This window comes from Porticoccus sp. (genome assembly GCA_023261185.1).
GTDB classification, from domain to species: Bacteria; Pseudomonadota; Gammaproteobacteria; order Pseudomonadales; family Porticoccaceae; genus Porticoccus; species Porticoccus litoralis.
In genome coordinates, this window is sequence record JALRJN010000085.1 from 1 (window position 1) to 23,307 (window position 23,307).

The 23,307-nt window shown below is 54.3% G+C and carries 21 protein-coding genes and 1 riboswitch; of the genes, 5 read left to right on the forward strand and 16 right to left on the reverse strand.

Features of this window, described 5'->3' with window-relative positions; all coding sequences use genetic code 11:
• The coding region (locus ACYZYZ_RS07995) for an ammonium transporter (RefSeq protein WP_461483884.1) at window positions 1-718 on the forward strand (718 nt) is incomplete at its 5' end.
• A gap of 50 nt (window positions 719-768) precedes the next feature.
• Here ACYZYZ_RS07995 and ACYZYZ_RS08000 read toward each other — a convergent pair.
• The 9 genes from ACYZYZ_RS08000 to ACYZYZ_RS08040 all read right to left on the reverse strand — a co-directional run bounded on the left by ACYZYZ_RS08000 (window position 769) and on the right by ACYZYZ_RS08040 (window position 11,485).
• Window positions 769-1,653, reverse strand: a complete 885-nt coding sequence (locus ACYZYZ_RS08000) for a cobalamin-binding protein (protein ID WP_461483885.1) — start codon at window positions 1,651-1,653, stop codon at window positions 769-771.
• A gap of 1 nt (window position 1,654) precedes the next feature.
• Window positions 1,655-2,425 carry a heme ABC transporter ATP-binding protein gene (locus tag ACYZYZ_RS08005; protein WP_461483886.1) on the reverse strand — a complete coding sequence of 257 codons (771 nt, stop codon included), beginning with the start codon at window positions 2,423-2,425 and terminating at the stop codon, window positions 1,655-1,657.
• A 4-nt stretch (window positions 2,426-2,429) separates the two neighbouring features.
• Complete coding sequence (locus ACYZYZ_RS08010) at window positions 2,430-3,446, reverse strand: FecCD family ABC transporter permease (protein WP_461483887.1); 1,017 nt, start codon at window positions 3,444-3,446, stop codon at window positions 2,430-2,432.
• Between the two features lie 22 nt (window positions 3,447-3,468).
• Entirely contained in the window at window positions 3,469-4,062 is a 594-nt protein-coding gene (gene cobO / locus ACYZYZ_RS08015; RefSeq protein ID WP_305169645.1) for a cob(I)yrinic acid a,c-diamide adenosyltransferase, read from the reverse strand.
• Window positions 4,059-4,991: a cobalamin-binding protein gene (locus ACYZYZ_RS08020; protein WP_461483888.1), complete on the reverse strand. Its 933-nt coding sequence runs from the start codon at window positions 4,989-4,991 to the stop codon at window positions 4,059-4,061. Before ACYZYZ_RS08020 ends, cobO begins: the two co-directional genes overlap by 4 nt.
• Window positions 4,988-5,698 carry a Dph6-related ATP pyrophosphatase gene (locus tag ACYZYZ_RS08025; protein ID WP_461483889.1) on the reverse strand — a complete coding sequence of 237 codons (711 nt, stop codon included), beginning with the start codon at window positions 5,696-5,698 and terminating at the stop codon, window positions 4,988-4,990. Before ACYZYZ_RS08025 ends, ACYZYZ_RS08020 begins: the two co-directional genes overlap by 4 nt.
• A gap of 33 nt (window positions 5,699-5,731) precedes the next feature.
• Window positions 5,732-7,654, reverse strand: coding sequence for a TonB-dependent receptor plug domain-containing protein (locus ACYZYZ_RS08030; protein ID WP_461483890.1), 1,923 nt, complete (start codon window positions 7,652-7,654; stop codon window positions 5,732-5,734).
• A 108-nt stretch (window positions 7,655-7,762) separates the two neighbouring features.
• Window positions 7,763-8,012, reverse strand: a riboswitch (cobalamin riboswitch).
• Between the two features lie 45 nt (window positions 8,013-8,057).
• Window positions 8,058-9,428 carry a DNA repair protein RadA gene (gene radA, locus ACYZYZ_RS08035; RefSeq protein WP_461483891.1) on the reverse strand — a complete coding sequence of 457 codons (1,371 nt, stop codon included), beginning with the start codon at window positions 9,426-9,428 and terminating at the stop codon, window positions 8,058-8,060.
• A gap of 53 nt (window positions 9,429-9,481) precedes the next feature.
• Window positions 9,482-11,485, reverse strand: a complete 2,004-nt coding sequence (locus ACYZYZ_RS08040; RefSeq protein WP_461483892.1) for a TonB-dependent receptor plug domain-containing protein — start codon at window positions 11,483-11,485, stop codon at window positions 9,482-9,484.
• A 189-nt stretch (window positions 11,486-11,674) separates the two neighbouring features.
• On the opposite strand from ACYZYZ_RS08040, the gene ACYZYZ_RS08045 reads away from it, so the two are divergent.
• The 4 genes from ACYZYZ_RS08045 (at window position 11,675) to ACYZYZ_RS08060 (ending at window position 15,793) form a co-directional block, all read left to right on the forward strand.
• Window positions 11,675-12,772: a DnaT-like ssDNA-binding domain-containing protein gene (locus ACYZYZ_RS08045; RefSeq protein WP_461483893.1), complete on the forward strand. Its 1,098-nt coding sequence runs from the start codon at window positions 11,675-11,677 to the stop codon at window positions 12,770-12,772.
• The gene (locus ACYZYZ_RS08050; RefSeq protein WP_461483894.1) at window positions 12,681-13,343 is read left to right on the forward strand and encodes a replication protein P; all 663 of its coding nucleotides are present in this window, start codon (window positions 12,681-12,683) and stop codon (window positions 13,341-13,343) included. Before ACYZYZ_RS08045 ends, ACYZYZ_RS08050 begins: the two co-directional genes overlap by 92 nt.
• 12 nt (window positions 13,344-13,355) lie before the next feature.
• On the forward strand, window positions 13,356-15,107 hold the full coding sequence (gene aceK, locus ACYZYZ_RS08055) for a bifunctional isocitrate dehydrogenase kinase/phosphatase (protein ID WP_461483895.1): 1,752 nt from the start codon (window positions 13,356-13,358) through the stop codon (window positions 15,105-15,107).
• Between the two features lie 335 nt (window positions 15,108-15,442).
• A complete protein-coding gene (locus ACYZYZ_RS08060) occupies window positions 15,443-15,793 on the forward strand; it encodes a hypothetical protein (protein ID WP_461483896.1) in 351 nt (116 codons plus the stop codon).
• 188 nt (window positions 15,794-15,981) lie between these two features.
• On the opposite strand, the gene ACYZYZ_RS08065 is transcribed toward ACYZYZ_RS08060, so the two are convergent.
• The 7 genes from ACYZYZ_RS08065 to ACYZYZ_RS08095 form a co-directional block, all read right to left on the reverse strand.
• Window positions 15,982-16,389 (reverse strand): hypothetical protein, encoded by a 408-nt coding sequence (locus ACYZYZ_RS08065; protein WP_305169662.1) that lies wholly within the window; start codon window positions 16,387-16,389, stop codon window positions 15,982-15,984.
• Between the two features lie 42 nt (window positions 16,390-16,431).
• Window positions 16,432-16,695: a GlsB/YeaQ/YmgE family stress response membrane protein gene (locus ACYZYZ_RS08070; protein WP_461483897.1), complete on the reverse strand. Its 264-nt coding sequence runs from the start codon at window positions 16,693-16,695 to the stop codon at window positions 16,432-16,434.
• A 73-nt stretch (window positions 16,696-16,768) separates the two neighbouring features.
• On the reverse strand, window positions 16,769-17,575 hold the full coding sequence (locus ACYZYZ_RS08075; protein WP_305169666.1) for a mechanosensitive ion channel family protein: 807 nt from the start codon (window positions 17,573-17,575) through the stop codon (window positions 16,769-16,771).
• Window positions 17,576-17,653: 78 nt separating this feature from the next.
• A complete protein-coding gene (locus ACYZYZ_RS08080) occupies window positions 17,654-17,851 on the reverse strand; it encodes a YqaE/Pmp3 family membrane protein (RefSeq protein WP_461483898.1) in 198 nt (65 codons plus the stop codon).
• A gap of 88 nt (window positions 17,852-17,939) precedes the next feature.
• Window positions 17,940-20,195, reverse strand: coding sequence for a DNA topoisomerase IV subunit A (gene parC / locus ACYZYZ_RS08085; protein WP_461483899.1), 2,256 nt, complete (start codon window positions 20,193-20,195; stop codon window positions 17,940-17,942).
• Between the two features lie 27 nt (window positions 20,196-20,222).
• Entirely contained in the window at window positions 20,223-23,081 is a 2,859-nt protein-coding gene (locus ACYZYZ_RS08090) for a DUF748 domain-containing protein (RefSeq protein ID WP_461483900.1), read from the reverse strand.
• 83 nt (window positions 23,082-23,164) lie between these two features.
• Window positions 23,165-23,307, reverse strand: a 143-nt coding sequence (locus ACYZYZ_RS08095) for a hypothetical protein (RefSeq protein WP_461483901.1), incomplete at its 5' end; no start/stop codon positions are given.

A 23,307-nucleotide genomic window follows, 5' to 3' on the forward strand; every position in this document is an offset into this window, starting at 1 on the left:
CGGTGTCGGCGCACTGGTGGCCGCACTGGTGATTGGCAACCGCCGCGGCTTCCAGCACCAACCGATGATGCCACACAACCTGACCATGACCGTTGCCGGTGCCGGCATGCTCTGGGTGGGCTGGTTTGGCTTTAACGCCGGATCGGCACTGGCCGCCAACGGCGACGCCGGTATGGCCATGCTGGTGACACACATTTCCGCTGCCACCGGTTCGCTGGCGTGGATGCTGATGGAATGGGTGAAACACGGTAAACCATCGGTACTGGGTATTGTTACCGGTATGGTGGCAGGCCTCGGAACAATCACACCCGCGTCAGGATTCGTGGGTCCCGGCGGTGCACTTATCATCGGTTTTACCGCGGGCATCGTCTGTTATTTCGCCACCCAGCTAGTCAAACTGAAGTTTAAAATTGATGACTCGCTGGATGTTTTCCCCGTGCACGGCATGGGCGGTATTCTCGGCACCCTGTTGGCGGGCATTTTCGCCTCCGCAGAGCTGGGTATTTTCAGCGGCCAGGGCTACGCCGAGGGTATGACCATGACCTCACAGTTCAAAGTTCAGGTAATCGGTGTGCTGAGTACATTCGTCTACACCGCCATTGTGACCTTTATCATTCTGAAGCTGGTGGACATCATGGTCGGTCTGCGTGTCGACGACGAGCAGGAAGTTCAGGGCCTGGATCTGTCGCAACACGACGAGCGCGGTTACGATCTGTAATCCCCTGTTCGGGTAGCAATCTGAAAAAAGCCGCCTTATGGCGGCTTTTTTTATGGTGTTTTACGGGAGAGGAGGCGACCCTGATCGATAGCTTCACACAACTGCTTGGCACCCTGAACAATACGCGGGGTATGGCGGTGCAGCAGATACGGGTCCACGTTGTAGATACGTCCATGTTTCACGGCACTTAACTCCGGCCACTGTCGCCAATATGCATAAGCGGTCTCCAAAGCCGTGTACTGACCGATGATAATGACATCCGGGTCCACAGCCAGCACCGATTCCACACCCAATTTGGGCACCAACCCCGCGGTTTGAGTAAACACGTTGTTGCCGCCACAGAGTGTGAGCACATCTGACACCAGATGGCTGCCGCCAAAGGTCATCAGTGGCGCCTGCCAGATCTGGTAATAAACATCCACCTCGGTGGACTGGCCGTACTGGCGGGAAAGCTCACTGAGTGCCGCCTGAAACTCGCCAGTGGCTCGCTTGGCCTCTGCTTCGCGCCCCAGCAGTACTCCCAACTTTTCCAGCGTGTCAGGAATATCCTGCAAGTGTCGCGGTTTATTCACATAGACATTCAGTCCCAGTGATTTCAGACGGCCGATAATGCCTTCGCCGTTGCCGCTCAGCCAGGCGAGCACCAGGTCAGGCTGGTATGCCATCAGAAGTTCATAATTGATTTTGTTATTGGAGGCCACCACTGGCAGCGCCTTTGCCTCTTCAGGAAAATCACTCCAGGCTACGGTTGCCGTCATCTGCTCACCCCCGCCCAAGGCGTAAACAATTTCCGTGAGATGAGGCGCCAGGCTGATAATGCGCTTTGCAGGCTGTTGCAGGCTGACCTTATTGCCGAGGTCGTCCACCACTGTCGGACCAGCCTGCGTCTGGCTGACCACCATCAGGGCCACCAGTATTGCCCATAATCGCCCCATCTCAGGCAAGTACCATGGGCGTGCCGGTGAGAGGATTAACGGCGATGGTTGCCTCGACATGGAACACATCGCGAATCAATTCCGGGGTCAGCACTTCCCCCGGTTCGCCACTGGCGGCAATTTCTCCACAGCTCAACACCAGCAACTGGTCGGCACAGCGAGCCGCCAGATTGAGGTCATGAATCACCACCAGCACCCCCACCCCCTGTTCAGCCAAGCTGCGCATGATGGTCAGGGTCAGTTGCTGGTGAGCAAGATCAAAAGCCGATGTAGGTTCGTCCAGCATCAAAACTCGCTGGCCATCGTCGACCGGCTCCCAGATCTGGGCCAGCACCCGCGCCAGCTGCACGCGCTGTTTTTCACCGCCGGACATCTGTGTGTAATAGCGTTTGTCCAGATACCCGCCATCCACCGCCTGCAGCGCATCGTTAACAATCTGCGCATCGCGCACTAATCCTGTGGCGTGGGGTATACGCCCCAGAGTCACCACTTCCCTGGCGGTAAAGGGAAAGTCCAGCCGGGAATGCTGGGGCAACACCGCCATCATCCGGGCCAGGTGCTGCGGCTGCCAATCTCCGATCCCACGCCCGTTAAACACCACTTCGCCATCGCTGGCCTTCTGCTCTCCAGTCAACAAGCGCAACAGACTGGTTTTACCGGCACCATTGGCACCAATAACGGCCGTCACTTTACCCGGCTCAACGTCCAGGTTGATATTTCGGAGCAGAGAAAATCCAGCAACGTTAAGTGACAGATTGCGGGCCAGCAGCATCGTGTTACTCCAGCACCTTGCGGCGTTGCTGTAACAGCAGGGCCACAAAAAAAGGCGCACCCAACAGGGCCGTCACTACCCCGGTGGGCAATTCTGCGGGGGCCATCAACGAGCGGGCTCCGGTATCCGCCAGCAACAGCAGCACGGCCCCGAGAATGGCCGAGCCGGGAATCAGGTAACGGTGATCCGGCCCGATCATCAATCTCACCAAGTGCGGCACGATCAGCCCCACAAAGGCGACCACTCCGGACACCGCCACGGCCACCCCCACACCCAATGCTGTTAGCAGGATCAGACGGCCCTTCAGGGATTCCACCGCAATACCCAGATGACGTGCTTCGGACTCCCCCAACAAAATGGCATTCAACGCCCTGCCCTCCCTGGGCAGTAACACCATCAACGGCAACACCGCCACGGCAATAATTCCCACACGACTCCAGTTGGCGCTGTCCAGGTTGCCCATCTGCCACAGACTGATGCGCCGCAGCATTTCATTGTCGGCAAAAAAACCGAACAGGCTGGTGGCCGCACCGGACAGTGCAGTAATGGCGATACCCGCAAGCAACATGGTGGATACCGAGGTACCCGTAATGGTGGACGCCAGCCGATACACCAGCGCCGTGGCGACGAGGCCACCGATAAATGCTCCGGCAGCAATCGCCGTGAGCTCAAAGACACCACTCAGGAAACCGACGCCGCCAAAGAAAATCACTGCGCTGGCACCCAGTGATGCGCCGCTGGACACACCAATCAATGACGGGTCTGCCAGTGGGTTGCGAAACAGCCCCTGCATCACGGCACCACAACTGGCCAGACAGGCACCGGCGAGCATCGCCAGCAGCACCCTGGGCAGGCGGAGATCCTGCAGAATGCGCACATCCATATCCGATTGCCGGGAAAACAATTCCAGCAATTTGCCAGGGGCGATGCTCACCGGGCCACTCAGTAATCCCAGCACGACTGCTGCCACCAGCAACAGCCACGCGCCAATCAGAAACGTTCGGGGAGGCAGCCTATGCATGAATCGTTGGCAACCTGAACAATCAGAAATCCACACCGCGGCGGGCTTGGATACCAGCCCGGTAGGCATGTTTGACTTCACGTATTTCTGAAACGGTGTCGGCAATCTCCTGTAGCGCCGAACCGCCACCGCGACCTGTCACCACTACGCTCTGGTTGGCCGGGCGATTCTTCAGGGTGGTCAGCACCTCACTTTCATCGAGATAGTTGAAGCTCAGCATATAGGTGAGCTCATCCAGCACCACCAGATGATAACGGTCATCTGTCAGCATTTTTTTGGCCACCGCCCACGTGGCTTGAGCGGCTTCAATATCACCCTCACGGTCCTGGGTATTCCACGTAAAACCGGTACCCATCTGGTAAAAGTCCACCTCAGGGCACTGATCACGCAGGTACAGCTCCTCACCGGAAAGCTGTTCCCCCTTGATAAACTGCACCACTCCCACTTTGTAGTGGTAACCCAGGGCGCGGATCACCATACCAAAGGCCGAGCTGGATTTACCTTTGCCGTCACCGGTCAGCACGATCATGACTCCACGCTCCTGATCCGCCGCAGCAATGCCTGCATCCACCTTTTCTTTCAGCTTCTGCATCTTGTTCTTGTGTTTGTCGGTCATGACCATTCCTCGTTGGAGATACACATTGCCGGGGCCAGACCACCTGGCAAGGGATGAGTATTCGGGTGTAACAGATTGGCCAGTATTTCCAGACTGTCCACCAGGCCTGGGCCGGGACGGCTGAAATACCGGTTGCCATCCACGGCGTAGACCTGCCCCGTTTGTGCAGCTGGCAGCATGACGTAGTCAGGCTGGTTTGTCAGCAGAGGGAGATCCTGTACGGTGCGGTGCAGATTAAACCCGCAGAGAGCGACCAGCAGGACTTCCGGTGCAGCGGCCAGCAGGTCTGACCAGTTACGTCGTCGTGAAGGGCCGTGACGATCTCCGAAACAGGGCGTGCCGCCCGCCAATTCGATCAGTTCCGGGTACCAGTGCCCACCGTCAAACAGCGGATCAACCCACTCCAAAATGGCCACCCGGGGGCGGTTCTCTTTGGCAATGGTTGCGGAACGCGCTGCCACCGCCTCCACCCGCCGCTTTAACCCGGCGTGATACTGGTGGGCCACTTCAGTGCAACCGGCGGCGTTTCCGACCAGCAACACTGTATCCAACACATCGTTGAGACAGGTAGGCTCCAAATTCACCACCTCGACCTCTCCGGGCAGTTGGCAGGCAATGGCATTGACTTCATCGGCGGACACAGCGCAGACATCGCAAAGGGCCTGGGTGACGATCAGATCCGGAGCCAGTGCCTCCAACACATCGGTTTTCAAACTATAGAGCGCACTGTCGGTTTCCAGTTGGCTGTTAACCATGGCGTCGATTTCAGCACTGCTGAGCCCCTTGGGAATACGGGACATGGTGACCACCGGCAGCCCCAGCACATCGGCGGGATAATCGCACTCGTGGGTCACCCCCACCAGGCTGTCCCGCAACCCGAGGCCACAGATTATTTCCGTGGCACTGGGCAGCAGGGAGACGATTCTCACTGCGAGGCTCCAGAAGCCACGACAGGAATCAGGTCGGTATACACAAAGCCATCCCGGGTCACGGTCTCGCCCACGGTGACAGGCACTGGTTTCTTAAACATGGGGCCATCAAAGGCAAAGCTGTGGAACTCGCCATTCTCACCACAGGGGTCAACATCGGGAGGCAGGCGCTCAAGAAAAGCATTGCTGAACAGCGATCCTGCCAGCTCCTCCGGCATTTTTTTTGGGTCCAGACAGGTGAGATAGGCCTGCAGGCCCGCCTCAACCATTTGTTGTGCCAGTTGATCGGTGGGGATACCCCACACAGGAAACAGCAAGTCCAGCCCCGTATCCGCCATACGGCTTTCCCGATAGGCACGAATGTCCTCCAGGAACAGATCACCGAAGGCCACCGCATCCGGGGACAGCTCCCGTTGAGCCTGGGCAAGCGCCTCCGTCATAGCCTGCTCATACTGTTCATTGCTGCAAGGCCAGGGTAGCGGAATTTCAATCAGCGGCAACCCCGCCGCTTCTGCCTGCGCGCGCACCAGTTCCAGGCGAACACCGTGAATAGCAGAGCGCTCAAATGCCTGGTTATAGGTATTCATCAGGCCAACCACTTCCACAGAGGGATCCTGCTGCAATAGATAAAGCGCCCAAGCAGAGTCTTTGCCACTGCTCCAGGAGAGCAGTACGCGGGTTTTGCCATTCACACTCAGATCAGTCACGGTGCTGCTCCCTAAACTACTGGACCCTAAACACTACTGGGCGAAACTATATCGAATACCCACCATGGCACCAAAACCGAGCGACTGGTAGCCGAAGATCTCCTCATAATCATCATCGAGAATATTTTCGAAACGACCATAAATGGTTAGCTGATTCGTTGCGTGAAAAGATGCACTCAAATTCAACAGGGTGTAGCTATCTAACCTAACAACTGGAGCCGGATATAACGAGAAATCACTATCATCCTGATGACCGTTGTACTGGGCATTCAATTCGAGCGACCATTTTGAACCAGGGTCCCACTGCAAAGTGGCGCTGCCCAGTTTGTGTGGGCGACGATGCTCATCTACATCACGGCCAGAGCCATCCGGCTCTGTGGCATCGGTATAAGTGAAACTGCCCTTAAGCGTCACGGTAGATGACAGGGCAGCCTTTGCACTTATTTCCACTCCTTCCCGATCGCTGGTACCGGAAACGTTTTCGGCCGTGTAGCCACCAGACGGAGGTATCGTTGGATCAAAGACAAACCCATTGATTTCATCTTCAAGGCGCGCCTTGAAATAGGTGAGGCCAAGCTGGAGTCGTTCATTGAACAGAGATTGGTCGATTCCCACATCCCAGCTGGTCGATTTCTCAGGCTTCAGATCAAGATTTCCCACGAAGGAGGTGAAATATCCATAACGCTCTGAGAAGGTAGGATTTTTCACGGCCGTACCCCAGGTTGCACGCAGGCGGGTACCGGTGTCGGAAATCAGGTAACTGGCATCAAAACGCCGGGTATAGGCATCATCAAATTCGGTGTTGTCATCGTGGCGCAGGCTGGCACCCAGGGTCAGGTCTTCCCACAGCACGACCCGGTATTCCAGAGCCACGGCATTGGTTTCGCGGACACGATCCTGATTCGGATCACCCCAGGGTAAGACAGGGCCACGCTGGGAGAACTGCTCGGTTTCCCTTTCAACCAGTAGTGACAGGCGCTGGTTCTGATCATTCCAGCTATAGCTAGTCAGATAGCTATACTGTTTTTTGCGACTGCTGCTGGAACCTACTAACAGACCATCGGTGAAATTCTCGTTACCGTGGCGACTGACCGCCACTGCAACCCGGTGCTGCCAGCGGTCATCCAGTAGTGACAAATCTGCCTGGGCGCGAACAAATCGTTGGCGAATTTCTGACTCATTGTTTGCATCAGAGGGCGGATCACCAGCATCGAACTCGTTCTCTCCCTCTGTCTGGCGACCATGCAGGGAAAAAGACAGGCTTCCCAGGGGACTCCAACCGGCGTTCAGATTTAGCGTCGTATTGCGGTAACCATCTTCTTCACCACCATGGCGGGATATGTTTTCGCCCTCAGATGCCAGGTGGGATGCCCGCAAATTGAAGTGTGCTGTCTCGGAGCGTCCACCGAGGCTGAAACCACTATTGGTGGTTCCATGATTACCAAATTCTGCAAATACATCACCCTGACTTCCACTGGTAGCCTGGCGGGTGATGATGTTGATCACACCACCCACAGCATTACTCCCCCACATTACGCTCTGAGCGCCGCTGACCACCTCAATGCGCTCAATTCCCATCGCAGGCATATGCGCCCAGTTGAATTCATCGCCCTGGGAGCCGTCGCTGACCTCCATGCCGTCTAACAGCACCAGCACATGGTTTCCCTCTGAACCGCGCATTCTCAGCTGGGTGGTAGAACCCAGAACACCGCTACGGTTGATGGCGACGCCGGGCACATTGCGCAGCAGATCACTGACCACAGCAATGTGGCTCTTTTCGATTTCGGACGAGGAAATGACAGTGACAGAGCTACCTGTCTGGAGGAGTTGCACCGGTGTCAATGAAGCCGTCACGACGATTTCCGGCAATTCCAGCAACTGGGAGGATGATTCGCTTGCCTGGACAGCGGCAGTAAAGGAAATTGCCAGCAAACCGACAAGTACAGCTTTGTTCATAATGTTTTCCGAAGTTCAATCCCGAACACATTGAATGGGTTAGATCACGGAGAAACGATTGGTGCAGAGGCGGAAATCGCCAATACCAACGCAACCACCCCCCGTGGTACGTCTGCATAGCGACAGGCCGGTCTCCGGACTTATGAGCAGTTTCCCTGCCAGATCGCCTTCCCATGCAGTTGCACAGTGGCGTTGTGATCTGGCGCTTGAATCCCTGAGAGGATTCACTCAATTACCGTTGCGGGGGCAGCATCGGAATAGCTAACTCATTGAAAAATGAGCAATAAAAACGCACCGATTTCCCGTTTCACCCGGCGCACTGAATGGCGCGCCGAGAACCTGTTGCCGGAGCAAGGGTGGGGAATTTACGCTGCAAAAAAGGCAAAGTCAATTGACGAAAGTTTTAGCCCAGGGCATCCAGGGCATCGCTGAGCATGCGCACCGGCACCACATCCATGCCCTTGATGGGCTGCCGCGGCGCGTTACCGGCGGGCACGATAGCGCGTTTGAAGCCGTGTTTGGCGGCCTCCCTGAGGCGCTCCTGACCGTTCTGTACCGGACGAATTTCACCGGACAAGCCGACTTCGCCAAACACCACCAGATCGCGGGGCAAAGGGTGGTCGCGGAAGCTGGAGATAACTGCCAGGATCAACGCCAGGTCCGCACTGGTTTCCAGCACTTTGACGCCACCCACCACATTCACGAACACATCCTGGTCGCCGACCATGATGCCGCCATGGCGATGCAGTACGGCCAACAACATGGCCAGACGGTTGTGTTCCAAACCCACGGTAACCCGGCGCGGGTTGCCCAGATGACTGTCATCCACCAGCGCCTGCAATTCCACCAGCAAGGGACGGGTACCCTCCCAAACCACCATCACCAGACTGCCGGAGGCCACTTCTTCGCCGCGCTGGAGAAAAATGGCGGAGGGGTTTGCCACTTCACGCAAGCCTTTGTCCGTCATGGCAAACACTCCCAGCTCATTGACCGCGCCAAAGCGGTTCTTGTGGCTGCGCAGGATACGGAAATGGCTGTCGCTGGTTCCTTCCAGCATCAGTGAACAGTCAATCATATGCTCCAGCACTTTGGGGCCAGCGAGGCTGCCATCCTTGGTCACATGGCCTACCAGCAGCAACACCGTGCCACTCTGCTTGGCAAAGCGCACCAGCATAGCGGCGCTTTCGCGTACCTGCGACACACTGCCGGGTGCGGATGCAATGTCTTCCACCTGCATCACCTGAATGGAGTCCACCACAAGGATTTTCGGAGCCAGGCGGGCAGCGGTGCCACAGACGGTTTCCACGGAGGTTTCTGCCATGATCTGTAGTTTATCGGTCGGCAATCCCAGGCGATGGGCTCGCATGGCCACCTGTTGGGGAGATTCTTCACCAGTGACGTACAGGGCGGAAAGGGATTCCGCGAGTTTGCAGAGGGTCTGTAACAGAAGGGTACTTTTGCCTGCACCCGGCTCGCCACCCACAAGGATGCAGGAACCCGGCACCAATCCACCACCAAGCACCAGATCCAACTCACCGACATTGGTGGTGATGCGGGGAATATCCTCCAGCTCGATCTCGGCAAGGGTGCTGACAACCCCATCGGCAGCACCGGCAAAACCGCTGCCTGTTCGCGATGACCCAGATGCAACAGCACTCAGTCGAATTTCGGCCAGGGTGTTCCAGGCGCCACATTCACCGCACTGTCCCTGCCATTTACTGTAATCCGCGCCACAGTCGTTGCACACGTAAGCGGAGGTTTTCTTTTTCGCCACACTGCACTCCTCAAAACCGGGCTCAGTCTAGCACGACTGTGGTATTTTTCTGCTCAGTGAAACTGCAGGGTGGCGCGCATAAAAGTGCGAGTCTCAAATTTATTTAGGGCATTGAACTCGTAATAATCACCACCCAGGTTCTGGCCGATCAATTCAAGCTTCAGGTCTGAGCCATTTAAGCGAATATGCTTTGCCAGGCGCAGATCAACACGCTCATAGGAGTCAGTATCAGCACCCCAGAGAATCCAGGCCATTTCATCCAGATAGTAATAACCCGCACTCACCTGCCAGCCCTGACCAAAATCTCTTGCCAGTAATAGGCTTGCCGTATGCTCGGGGGTGGCACTGTTTTCTGAGAATAAATTGTGAAAGGCCATGGGATCACAGGAATGGTCAGCATCCGCATAGGCGTAGCTCAACCACACATGGGTTTTCTCATCAGGATGCCATTGAACACCGGTTTCAAACCCTTCGATAACGGTGCCACCACCATTGACATCAAGAATGGCTCCGGGATTAGCCAAAGAAACCAATTCCGGATAGGTGGGATCCAAGATGTATTCCACCTCATGCTCATATTCCTCCCGGTAAAACTTCACCTCAGCGCTCAAGCGCCCCCCGAACCAGCGACCAATATAGCCCAGCTCGTAACTGGTCAGTTGCTCAGCATCCAGTCCATTGGGCGCCGTCTGCAGGGTGTCAAGTGGGGTTCCGTCCTCAAGCCTAAGCGCAATATTGTGGCGGTTCTCCAAAAGGAATGGTTGCCGCCACCCCTGTGCTACAGAACTGCGTAGCACATGGCCTGGCAGCAGGGTGTAATTCAGGCCGAGTCGCCAGGAGGTTTCACCTTCATTGATATCATTGTCTTCGCGGATAACGCCCATGTTGAGCAACAGACTGTCGGTAAGGCGGTATTCGATATTTCCCTGAAACCGGAAGGTTTCCATATCGGTCCACTCCTTGATACCCGTAATTTCACGGATATTCAACTGATCCCGGCGGTAACCGCCACCCCAAGCGAGTCGGTAGCGATCACCACTGATCAGTTGCTGAAACTCTAAATCCTGGCGGTAAACCTGGTAATCGAAGGTATGACCAAGGACCGGCTGATCCAGCTGACCAGGCAAGACCAAAGGCACATCCGCTGGAGCCACCCCAAGAATGGCAGATAACGGAGCAATAAAAAAATCATCGGCTTCTTCCGAGTCACTAAAACCAAACTGCAAGTACCACTCATTACCCGGTGTGCTGACATGGGTAAAACGGAAGTTGCCATTCTGTTCCTCTGCATTTTTATGGCCGACAGGGTCAATTAGGTTACCTTCTCCCCCCCGCCCCCAAGAGCCTTGCGAGCGAGCTAGCTGAAAATCCAGATGTGTGGAGGCATCCATCTGATAACGCCCCTGAAACCGCGCCGAACGAGCAATGGATTGGTCATTTACACCCTTGAAGCCGTCCGTATGGTAATAGCTCACTGAACCGCGATAATCAAAACGGTCACCGGTCTCTGCATATTGAGCCGTGACCAGACTGGTATCACGGCTGCCACTAGCGGCTGTGAAACGCCAACCGGGGTTCAGGGAAATTTCACGGGTAACGATGTTGATCACTCCGGTGAAAGCATTGGAACCGTAAGCCACACCCGCAGGACCACGGATAACTTCGATGCGTTCGATGTCGTCGATGGTGATGCCAAGGCGGTCCCAATCCACCAGACCAAAGAGGGAACCAACTGCCACCCGTCCGTCGATTAATACCTGCATGCGCCGCGACAGGCCATCGGACTGACCGTGGTAGGTCACAGCCGTGTGGTGGTCACGCCAGCTCAATCCCACCTGAAAACCGGGCACCAACCGCAACAGGTCGGGGATTTCAATAAATCCAGAGGCCTCGATCATGGCACGATCAAGCACTGTGATCGCCATAGGGGTATCCGTGGTGGACTGGGGTAAGCGGGTAACGCAAAGCACGACCGGAATATCCCCCATCAAATCATCTTCGGTCAGACTGTCCTCTGCCCGGCTCTGGGGTACCATCAGTATGGCAAGTATTGGCAACAGGATCCTTCCCGTCACGAGAGTAGCCCATCTCCCTGGGACAGTGTTTCTCCATTGCTTCATCTATTGCCCATTCAAAGAGTTATCGTTTTTTTGCGCCCGATTCTACCGGGAGTGTTCACCAATACAAAACAACATCTCACAGAACAGCGCTTAAATTTTTCGGGGGGTTTCTGATAGAGTGTCACCATGTCCCTGATTCCTGAAAAACCCCTGGTCATTTCTCCCTCCCTGGCGGCAACCATCGGCCTGGAAGAAACCGTGCTTTTACAGGCACTGAATGAGTTTTTGAGCCATCACAAACCTGAGAAACAGGGTGACTATCAATGGGCGACCGCCCACATCAAGCAATTAACGGAATTGTTGCCTTTCTGGCAACCCCAGGACCTGCAACGCATTGCCACCAGCCTCAGAGATAAGGGAATTCTGCTGATCGCCTCGGCACCACTGCTGGAAAGCAACGAGCTGCGTTTTGCTTTCAACGAGAAAAGCTCCGAACCCATTGAACAACCCGTCACTCGGGCACACAGCTCGAGCAAAACCATTGCGCCCGGCTGGCAACCCGAGGCCGATGTCATACAGCAACTGGCTCAATACAGCATCCCGCCTGAATTCTGCCGGGAACAGATTCCGGAATTTGTCACTTACTGGACAGAGCGGGGCGAACCTCGCTACAGCTGGGGCTCAAGATTTATTAAACATGTGCTGCGCTTGTGGCGTTCACAACAAACGGAGGATGCTCGTCGCAGCCAGGAAACACCCATGAGTAGGGACTGGCAACCCTCCCGAGATGGCCTGGAAATTCTCACCCGTCAGGCCGGTATCAACAGTAACTTTGTGGAGGATGCCATCCCCGAGTTTGTGCTCTACTGGATGGAACGGGGTGACTCTTCAAGTACCTGGAACTCGCGTTTCATCATGCACGTCAAACGCCAGTGGGCGCGCTTTACCAGCGCCATGGAACACGACACACTGCCGAAACCCTTGGCGGCCAACTGGCGACCCAGCGAAGAACTCTACGACGTGCTGACGCTGGCCAATATTCCGCGACCTTTTGCCGAGAGCCTGGTGGCCGAATTTGTGCTTTACTGGCGCGAAAGCGGACAACTCTATGGCTCTTGGAACACCAAGTTTCTGCAGCAGGTAAAACGGGCGTGGTCCCGTCAATCAATGGCCAATCATCAGGACCCACTCCATGGAAAACAGCAACGACCTCATCGACCAGACAGTACGCGATCTCGCACCCTCGTCGACGAGCTCCAGGACCGCAGCTGGGCCAACACCTGAGCGTTCGCCACATCTGATCGACACCATCAACCAGGTGTTCGCGCTCTTCCGGCTCAATTACCACAACCAGTTCTACAGCGCCTACGGGGATACTGAACTCCTGAATCAGGCAAAACGCCTGTGGCTTGAAGCCCTGGGGCATTTCAGCAGCGATCAGATCCTACTTGGCGCAAAACGGGTGATTGAAACATCGGACTATCTGCCCACCCTGAACCGCATGTTGCAGTGTTGTGAAGAAGGCCATGGCCCGGAAGGATTGCCAGGCCCGAGAGAGGCCTACCTTGAAGCCTGCAATGCCCCCTCACCGAAAGTTGCATTCCACTGGTCACATCCGCTGGTCTATCATGCGGGACTTGCAACGGGCTGGCACCGACTCAGCAATGAATCGGAAAGCAGCAGTTACCCCGCTTTTTTGGAACATTATCGCCGCCTGAGCCGGGAACTTGCTCGTGGGGAAAAACTGGCGTTACCGGAGCCGGTAACTGATGGCGAGGATAAACCGGCACTGAGCCGTGAAGCCTCACGACAGCACCTGGCCGAGCTCAAAGCCTCACTCAACCTTGATGAATAAACCCGGATTGCCATGACCTGTCCCGACGCAATTTTCTTCCGCAACAGCACCGCCCGACGGATGTCAAAAACCATCCTTAACGGCTTTCGCAGCTATTTTGCGGATTACCTGAACATGACACTTGGCGCCAAGGCACGCTTCGAGAAAGCAGATTGGCAGGCGGTGCAGCGGGCTAATGTGGAACGCCTGGAATTGTACAAAGCCAAGGTGCGCCAGGTGTCAGAGCTGCTGGCGACTGTCACCAACAAGGACATCACCGACCTGGAACTGTGGCGCCAGGCCAAAGCCGTCTACACGCAATTGGTGTTCAACTTTCCCAACTACGAAATTGCCGAAACTTTTTTCAACTCGGTGTTCGGTTACATCAACGATCACGACAAGATCGACGACGACCTGATTTACGTCCTGTCGTCACAGATGGCCTCTATTCCGGAAGCGGAGTACAGCATTTACGTCCGTTACGAAAACAATTCCGATATCGCCGCGCTGATCGAACAAATATTGCTTGATACCGAGTTTTCCACCCCCTGGGAGAATCTGTCCAGAGACGTGCAGGCCATTGCCCAGGAATTCAATGAACAGGTTGCACCCCATATCAGTTCACCCCTCGGTGAACTGAAATTCGATATTCTCGAGTCGGTGTTTTACCGAAGCAAAGCCGCCTACATCATCGGCCGCATTGTCGACGGCGACCGCTTCTTTCCGATCGTGCTGCCCGTTCTCAACAACGAAAAGGGCGGGCTGTTTGTAGACACCGCTATCCTTAACCGTGAAGAGATGAGCGTGGTGTTCAGTTTTACCCGCACCTACTTCATGGTGGATGCGCCACTGCCCTACCTGTACCTGCACTTTTTGAAGCAACTGATGCCCCACAAGGGCGACAACGAGATCTACGCCTCCATCGGCTTTCCGAAACACGCCAAGACCGAGTTTTACCGGGAATTTGTCAGCCACATGCGCAATTCCCAGGACCAGTTTGTGATCGCTCCGGGTATCAAAGGCATGGTGATGTCGGTATTTACCCTGCCGTCCTACGACATCGTGTTCAAGATCATCAAGGACAAGTTCGATCCACCCAAAGAAGTCACCCACGAAATCGTGCGTAGCAAATACACGCTGGTATCCCGTCACGACCGCATTGGCCGGATGGCCGATACACAGGAGTTCGCCAACTTTTCCTTCCCCCTCAGCCGCTTCTCCAGCGAGCTGATGGAAGAATTACAGAAAGTTGCACCCTCGCTGCTGCATATCGAAGGCGACCGGCTGATCATTAAGCACCTCTATACCGAACGACGCATGACACCCCTCAACCTGTTCCTGCATAAAGCCTCAGAAGAGGACACCCGCGGCGTCATGGAGGAATATGGCAACGCCATCAAGCAGCTGGCCGCCGCCAATATTTTCCCCGGTGACATGCTGTTAAAAAACTTCGGCGTCACCCGTCACAAGCGGGTGGTGTTCTACGATTACGACGAAATCTGCCCGCTAACCGACTGCAACTTCCGCCGCATCCCGGAACCACAGAACGAAGAACAGGAAATGTCCTTGCGGCCCTGGTACACCGTGGCCGCCAACGACGTCTTCCCCGAAGAATTCCGCCTGTTCTTTTCCGGCAACCCGGGGGCCAGGAAAGCGTTTGAGGAAATGCACGGCGATATCTACGATGTGGAATTCTGGTGGGGACTACAGGAACAGATCCGCAACGGCAAAATCGTCGACGTGTTCCCCTACCGCCGCCGCCGGCGCTTCGACCGCAATCGCTGAGCACCGGCAACATGACAGTTCATAAGCACACCCAATAAATTGTGCTTGTATACAGTTTATACATGCATTGTTAAATATGGGACTCGGTTTATACTCAGCCTATACTCGTTATCACACCAGCGAAAAAATAATCCACGCAAAAACATGGCGTTGCGATTCGCTAAGGAAAAATAAAGAGGTCCTATTATTTTAGATAATAGGAAAAACTCCCTTTAATCTGAAAGGAATCGGGCATGTCAGAAATTTCTTTTTTGAATCAATTCATTATCAAAGGACGCCAAATATCAGTTTTGGCAAAGCGCGCATGCGCCATATACAAATGTTAGCGTTTAAATATGAAGGAAATCGAGTGGTACCACACAAAAGATGGCTTTACGGTAAAAGGCCAATTCTTTTCACCTATATCCATGGTGGCGCACATTGAAAGGCTAAATGGTGTAAAAGTGCTAGCAAAAAAATCTTGGGGTATGACCGATGATTTCGAAGCATTTTTCGAGTACAAAGGTTATCGCTTCATCGTCGAAACACCCTTCGTTGAAGTTGAGGTGGCAGCATTCGACAAACGAGTGCCAAAAGAAATAACAAAGGAAGTATTAGATCATGCAGCAAATTATAAATGGGTTAACCCAGTCACTTTTATCTGGGCAATGCTGCGTTACTTCATACTTCCGTTTAACCCACGCTAACAAGGTGCCCAAGTACACTCCAGCAGCAAAAAGCGCTGCTTCCGCGGGACACGCTCTGCTTTGCGCCGCGTGCCCCTTGGCTTGGCGTTATATGCAATAGGAAATGTAAAAGGTAGTCGTTGGGTTGCTGAGGGTAAGACATTAAAAAACGCAGCCATTGGCTGCGTTTTTTAATCATTGAGGCCGGCTCACTCCCAGAAGCGCCACCACTTGCGGCTATGCTCTTCGCGCATTTCCTGACCTTGCTCAGATCCCTGGCCCAGTTCCTTGCGCTCCTGTTCGGACTTCATCTCGCGCTGTTTTTCCATATCCTTTTTCATTTCCCGCTCTTCTTTCATCTCCCTGTCTTGCTTCATTTCCTTCTCGCGGTCGCGAATGGGGTCATGATCTTCCATGCCCTTGTCCATCTTGCGCTGGTGTTCCTCACGCATTTCCCGGTCCATCTTCATGTCGCGGCTGTGATCACGGTCTTTCATCATGGGTGCATTCTCTTTCATGGCACCCTTGCCACCGCCTCCATCCTGCTTGGCAAAACCCGGCGATGAGACCCCGAACACAAGCAGGCTCAGAACCAGTATTGATTTGATAACCTTCATCTTTCCACCTCCTGATGTTAAGACAATTCGCTATTTAGAGTATCACTCTGCTGAACCCGATCCCTTGATCTGACGGTATACCAACAGGATCAGAATCGCACCGACGGTAGCCGTGGCAATACTACCCAGGCTGAAGCCACCCATGGTTCCAAACCCCAGGATTGAGCCCACCCAGCCACCAACAAAAGCCCCCGCAATGCCAAGTAGCGCTGTCATGATGAACCCGCCACCATCTTTGCCAGGCATAATCCATTTCGCCAGCATGCCTGCGATGAGGCCAAGAATAATCCAGGAAATAACACCCATAAAAAGTCCCCTTTGCTTTAGTTATATTAGTCCAATAAAAAGGCCCCTAACGGGGCCTTTTTCATGATAACAACTAGGTATTGTCGGCAACCTTGTGCAGATGAACATCGGTCTGCGGGAAGGGGATGGAAATACCTTCCTGATCGAAACGCTTTTTAACCGCTTCGGTGAGTCCGAAATACACACCCCAGTAGTCTGCCTTGTTCACCCAAGGACGAACGACAAAGTTCACACTGCTATCTGCCAGTTCGACCACGGCGATGGTCGGGGCTGGATCTTGAAGCACGCGTTCATCGGCGCTGACCACTTCCTGAAGGACGGCTTTGGCTTTATCGATGTCATCGCCGTAGCTGATACCCATGATGAGATCCACCCGACGGGTATCGTTGGCAGAAAAGTTGGTGATTGTTCCTCCCATTACCTGACCATTGGGGATGATCACACGTTTGTTGTCACCGGTGTTCAGCTCGGTGGTAAACACCAGAATTTTTGATACAGCGCCAGCTACACCGGCCACTTCAACAAAATCACCCACGCGGAAGGGCTTGAACATCAGTATCAACACGCCGGCGGCAAAGTTGGCCAGTGAACCCTGCAGAGCCAGGCCAACGGCCAGACCCGCGGCACCGATAACTGCGATAAAGGAGGCCGTTTGAATCCCCACCTGACCCAGTGCGGCAATTACCACAAACACCAGCAGTGCGTAATAAACGAGGGCGGAAACAAAATGTTGAATAGCAACATCCACTTCCTTTTTACGCATCATGGTTTCAACGGTTTTGCTCAACCATTTGGCCACGTATTTACCGACAACAAGGATGACAATTGCCATCAACACCTTGAAGCCGTAATACAAAATCATGTTTCCTAGTGTTTCCATTATTTCCTCCTTAGATAACGACTGTATAAACACCTGTCTCATCAGTGAGCCAGGTGAAAAGATGATGAATTTATTTCATTAGTTCAGGGTAACCCAAAGCGCGTGAATGATACCTGGCACATAGAAGAACAGGCACAGGATGATATTGATGACAAGGTCCTTACCAGCACCCTTCTTCAGAAAAACAGCCAGTGGTGGCAACAGCAGCGAAGCAATAATCAAAAGTACTTTGTTATCGATCCGTTTATCCTCACGGTCATTGTGTATGGTCTGCATGTTAGGGCAGAGTGCGTTTCAATATAGTGAAAAGCCTTTTTTAGGTACACAAATTTAATCTGTTTACTCTAAACGAGAAGTGACTGGATTAATCCATGCCGACCACTTCTACGCGATCTACTTTCTGAAAACCTCTCGGCAATTTGTTGCCCCGACGGCCCCGTTCACCCCGGTAGTGTTCAAGGTCCGCCGACTTCAGGTTGAGGTAACGCTTGCCCGAATGCACTAGCAGTTGTTGCTGAGCCGTCACCACGGCAATACCTATCATAAACTCCTCGCGGCTTTGCACCCGTGAGGAGGGAATATTGATAATTTTGTTGCCTTTACCCCGTGCAAGCCGTGGCAATTCATCCAGAGGGAAGACCAACATACGCCCTTCGTTGCTCACGGCAACCACCAGACTGCCTTCTGCTTCGGCAATTCTCACCGGTGGTAGAACACGCGCACCCTTGGGAATGGACAGCGCATTTTTGCCTGCCCGGCTTTTACTTTGCAGGTCTGCCAGCGTGGCCACAAAACCGTAACCGGCATCCGTTGCCATCAGCACTGGCTGAGTGTCATCTCCCATCAACACGCCAACAAAGTTTGCCCCGGACGGCGCATTGAGGCGCCCGGTCACAGGTTCTCCCTGTCCTCGGGCGGAGGGCAGACTATGGGCGGAAAGCGCATAGGTTCGTCCTGTGGAGTCCAGCAGGATGGCATTCTGGTTACTTCGACCCTTGGCCGAGCAAAGGTAATGGTCACCGGATTTATAACTCAACGAGCCCGGGTCAATATCATGGCCTTTTGCCGCCCGAATCCAGCCTTTCTCGGAAAGGACAACGGTCACCGCTTCGGACACCATCAGCTCTGTTTCAGAGAACGCCCTGGCTTCTTCACGGCTGGCGAGGGGCGACAGGCGCGCGTCACCGAAATCCTCAGCCACCGCCATCAGCTCCTTCCGTATCAGGGTTTTCAAACGGTTTGCCGAACCGAGAATTTTTTCCAGTTCGGCTTTTTCTGCAGCCAACTCTTCCTGCTCAGCACGAATACGTACTTCTTCCAGGCGCGCCAGTTGCCGCAACTTGGTATCGAGAATGTATTCTGCCTGCACGTCGCTGAGGGCAAAACGTTTGATCAGTACGGGCTTTGGTTCGTCTTCATTGCGGATGATGCGGATCACTTCATCAATATTCAGGAAAGCGATCAGCAAGCCCTCCAGAAGGTGCAGGCGGTGATCCACTTTATCCAGCCGATACTGTAGCCGCCGCCGCACGGTAGCCGTGCGGAAACTGAGCCACTCGCTGAGAATGGTGTTGAGCGGCTTGACCTCTGGACGACCGTCAATGCCGATCATGTTCAGATTGATCCGGTAATTCTTCTCCAGGTCAGTGGTGGCAAACAGGTGGTTCATCAGGCCATCGACATCAATGCGATTGGAGCGCGGTACGATGACCAACCGGGTCGGGTTCTCGTGGTCGGACTCATCCCGCAGGTCCGCCACCATCGGCAGTTTTTTGGCCTGCATCTGGGCCGCAATCTGCTCCAGCACCCGGGCCCCGGAAACCTGATACGGCAACCCGGTAACGATGATATCCCCATCCTCCCGCTGCCACACCGCCCTCATTTTGAGGCTGCCCCGACCCGTTTCATAGGTTTTCAGAATTTCATCACGGGGCGTAATAATTTCTGCTTCTGTAGGATAGTCCGGCCCCTGGATATGCTCGCAGAGCTGAGCCACGGTGGCTTTCGGCTCATCCAGCAGACGCACACAGGCACTGATCACTTCCCGCAGATTGTGCGGTGGTATATCTGTAGCCATCCCCACCGCAATACCGGTGGTGCCATTCAGCAAAACATGGGGCGCCCTGGCTGGCAAAATTTCCGGCTCATCCATGGTGCCATCGAAGTTCGGCTTCCAGTCGACTGTCCCCTGTCCCAGCTCAGATAAAAGGACTTCAGCAAAGCGCGCCAGCTTCGATTCGGTATAACGCATGGCGGCAAAGGATTTCGGATCATCCGCCGACCCCCAGTTACCCTGCCCGTCAATTAATGGGTAGCGATAGGAAAATGGCTGTGCCATCAATACCATGGCTTCATAGGCTGCGCTGTCACCGTGGGGGTGGAACTTGCCGATCACATCCCCCACCGTGCGCGCTGACTTTTTGTATTTGGCGGTGGATTTCAAACCCAGCTCGCTCATGGCATAGACAATCCGTCGCTGCACTGGCTTCAAACCATCGCCAATATGCGGCAGTGCACGGTCAAGGATCACGTACATGGAATAGTCCAGGTAGGCCTTTTCCGCATAGTTGCGCAACGCAACTTGCTCTATTGCGGGGTTTATGGGCGTGGTGTCTGTCATAAATGTACTTGTCCGTCTGTTTACTGATTATTGCCCGATGGAAATGGTCATCGCCGGGGGCTTGTCGAGCGCTTTTTCAAATGCACCTGTGCACAGAATCATCTGTCCTGGCTTCACCCCCGCATCCACCAGATAGGCCTTGGCAACCTCGGTACGCTGATCTGCCAACTGTTTCATGGCCGTTACCTGTTCGGGAGTGATGGCTGGCTCGGACGCTGCTACCTCTTCTTGTGTATTTTTGTTTGTATCCTTCTGCTCCGCTTTATCGGCATTTTTGGCGCCGTCCGGAGCATAGACACTCATCCAGTCCTGGCGTGTGGAAGGTGCGCAAAACAGAAGATGCAGCTGCTGTCGGGCCTTGAGCATTTGCGCAATTTTGTTGAGGTTTTCATGGGCGGGATCATCCAGAGCCGCCATGCCTGGAGCAAAGGGCACCGGCTGAAATGCCAGGTTGGCGAGGCTGTCCCCGATTAACGATTTTGCCAACAACCCGAATGGCAGGTAGTAGTTGACCACGCTTTCGGCGATAACTTTGAACAACACCTTGTTGATAATCTTGCTGAGAGAAAACTCTGGTGCGTTGATGTTGCCGCCTATGGGCAGCTTCAACTCAATCGTACCGTCATTGTCTCGCAACAGTGAAAGCGCAAACTCCAGAGGCACGCCCAGCTCCTCTGCTCCCTCCGGCAGTTCGTTCTTTTTTAAGGGCGAGACTTTCAGTTCATGAAACCGGGTTGTAATCTCGGCGTCAATTTCATCTTCCCTCACGGCCAAGTCGATGTCCGCATCCACCGAGCCATTGTCCAGGTGATAACCGATGAACTTCCCGGCGTAACCGGACAGATTACGGACATCAACCCCGTGGAGTTCGCCATCAATGCTTGTATTAAGGTGGTCGCCAAAGGGGGCGAGATCACCCGCCAGCTTCAAATAACCAAAACGGTTAACCCCGAGGTTAAAGTTGAGGATTGCCCCCTTATCGGGACGGGTGGCATCCAGATGCTGGATGGACAGGCCCAGCTTCGAAAACTGTTGAGACAATGCTGGCGAAACACTTTCATCCAGCACCCGAACCTGCCCCTGTTGGCCAATCAGGACTTCACCGATTTGCAGTTGCATGGGGGGATCACCACCGTCTGACGGAGAGCTCTCACCGGGTTCATCAGGAGCTTCTCCGGCCGCCTTACCGATAAAACGATTTAATTCTTCTAGCATCACCAATTGACCATCGCTATCACGATGCAGAAAGATGTCCGGATCAATAATTTCCAGTTGTGCCAGAGCCAGTACAGACGGCGATTTTGACAGACCTTTGAGGGATACAGCCGGTATTCGCACATAGTGCTCGACACCCTCCACCTCAGAAGCGGGCGCCATAATTGCCAGCTTGTCGACACGGAAACTTTCCAGACCAACAACATCGGCACCAGCAGTCAGGCTCTGCATGGTCAGAGCATCCAAAGACAGCAGCTCCTGCTCCGCCATAATCTGCAGTTGTGATGTTTTCAGACTACCCAGAGAAAATGTTTTTTGGGGTGTCGGCGAGACCTCTACTTCGGCATCGCCAGTCGAAGCTTCTGACGAGCTCTCGGGAATCAGTTGTGCCATGAGTGTCGGAGCGAATGCCAGTTGTCCGTTGTCCAGCGTCTGCAAATGAAGCTGTGTATCGCCTAACGCAATACTGTCCAGCTCAATCTTTTCACCAACCGTCAGCCCCGCTACATCCAGCTGTGACAGAGACAGGGCACTTTTATCAGCCCCGGGCAATACCACCATTTTGGCCAGTTGCAAGCCCTCCAGTGACACCTCGGCACCATCCAGGCCAAGTCCCTGCAAGTTCAACCCTGACATCGCCAGCAATGAAGGGTCTGTAGCAACAGCAACATGCCCCAGGGAAAACTGCCTTAAAACGACAGGGGTAGACTTGACGGGCTCTGCTTCTGACTGATCTTTGGCCGGAGTGTCAGACAAAGCAGTCACTCTTTCCATGATCGCTGGCGCAAACGTTAACTGCCCTTCCTGGCTCAACTGTAACTGCGCCGATAACTCTCCCAGCAACAGCTTCTCCACCGAGATATTGTCAGAAGCTGACAGCACCTGCAGTTCTGCCCTGTCCAGCTGTAACGCCCGGTCTGTTTCCGGTAACAGCGAAATACTTTCAACGGCCAGGTTATCCAGGTGCCACAAATGCATATCGGGGCTGACCAAACTGACCAGACTGACAGAGTCGATGGCAAGCAGTGAAAGCGGCTGCAGACGGTCATACCAGCGCAGCTCCTGCAAATGGATTCCCGGTACCAACAGTGCGCCGTCCTCCCCCAACTTGAGGTCCAGTTCACCGGTGTGTGTTAGCTCCCCGAGATGGGCACATTGATTCGCCAGCGTTAGATTTGCCGCATCGACACGGGAATAACAAATATCCAGATTATTCAGACTGAGCTGCTCGAGGGATATCCTGTCAATGCCGCCCCCCGAACTACTCGTTTCTTCTTCTGCCACGGCATCGGGACCATCACCTGTCGGAATAGAGATTCCACCGATACGCAGTATGCCTGGGCCCTGAACCAGATCGATCGCCAGGGTGTCCAGTTTCAGCTCCTCAATCAGGAGCCACTGATCACTCAATGGCCGCCAGGCAATATTGACATGCAGCTCATTCACCGCCAATTGCTCACCATTGGCAGCACGCACCTGCACATCGTTAATTTGTATGGAACCCAGAACGGGCCGGATACTGATATAGCCAATGGACGCTTCGAGGCCCTGCTTGTTCAGCCAGGTTTCCGCCTGCCAGCGCACCACAAATGGCAGTAGCGTAATGACCACTACGAGCAGAACAAGCAGGCTGATGACCAGATACTTGGCGACTCTTGAAACAACTTTCATGAATTCACTCCGTGCACTGTTGGCCATTCAGCCTGGTCTTTACCCTGATAGTACCGGTCTATCAGCGTGCCCACTGGACGTCCCTAAACATCCGCAAGATTGCCCCGTTGCTGCAGCCATTCCTTGCGGTCCCCTGCGCGCTTTTTCGCCAGCAACATATCGAGCAGGCTATTGGTGTCATCACCCGCCTCGATGGTGAGCTGAACAAGGCGACGGGTGTCCGGGT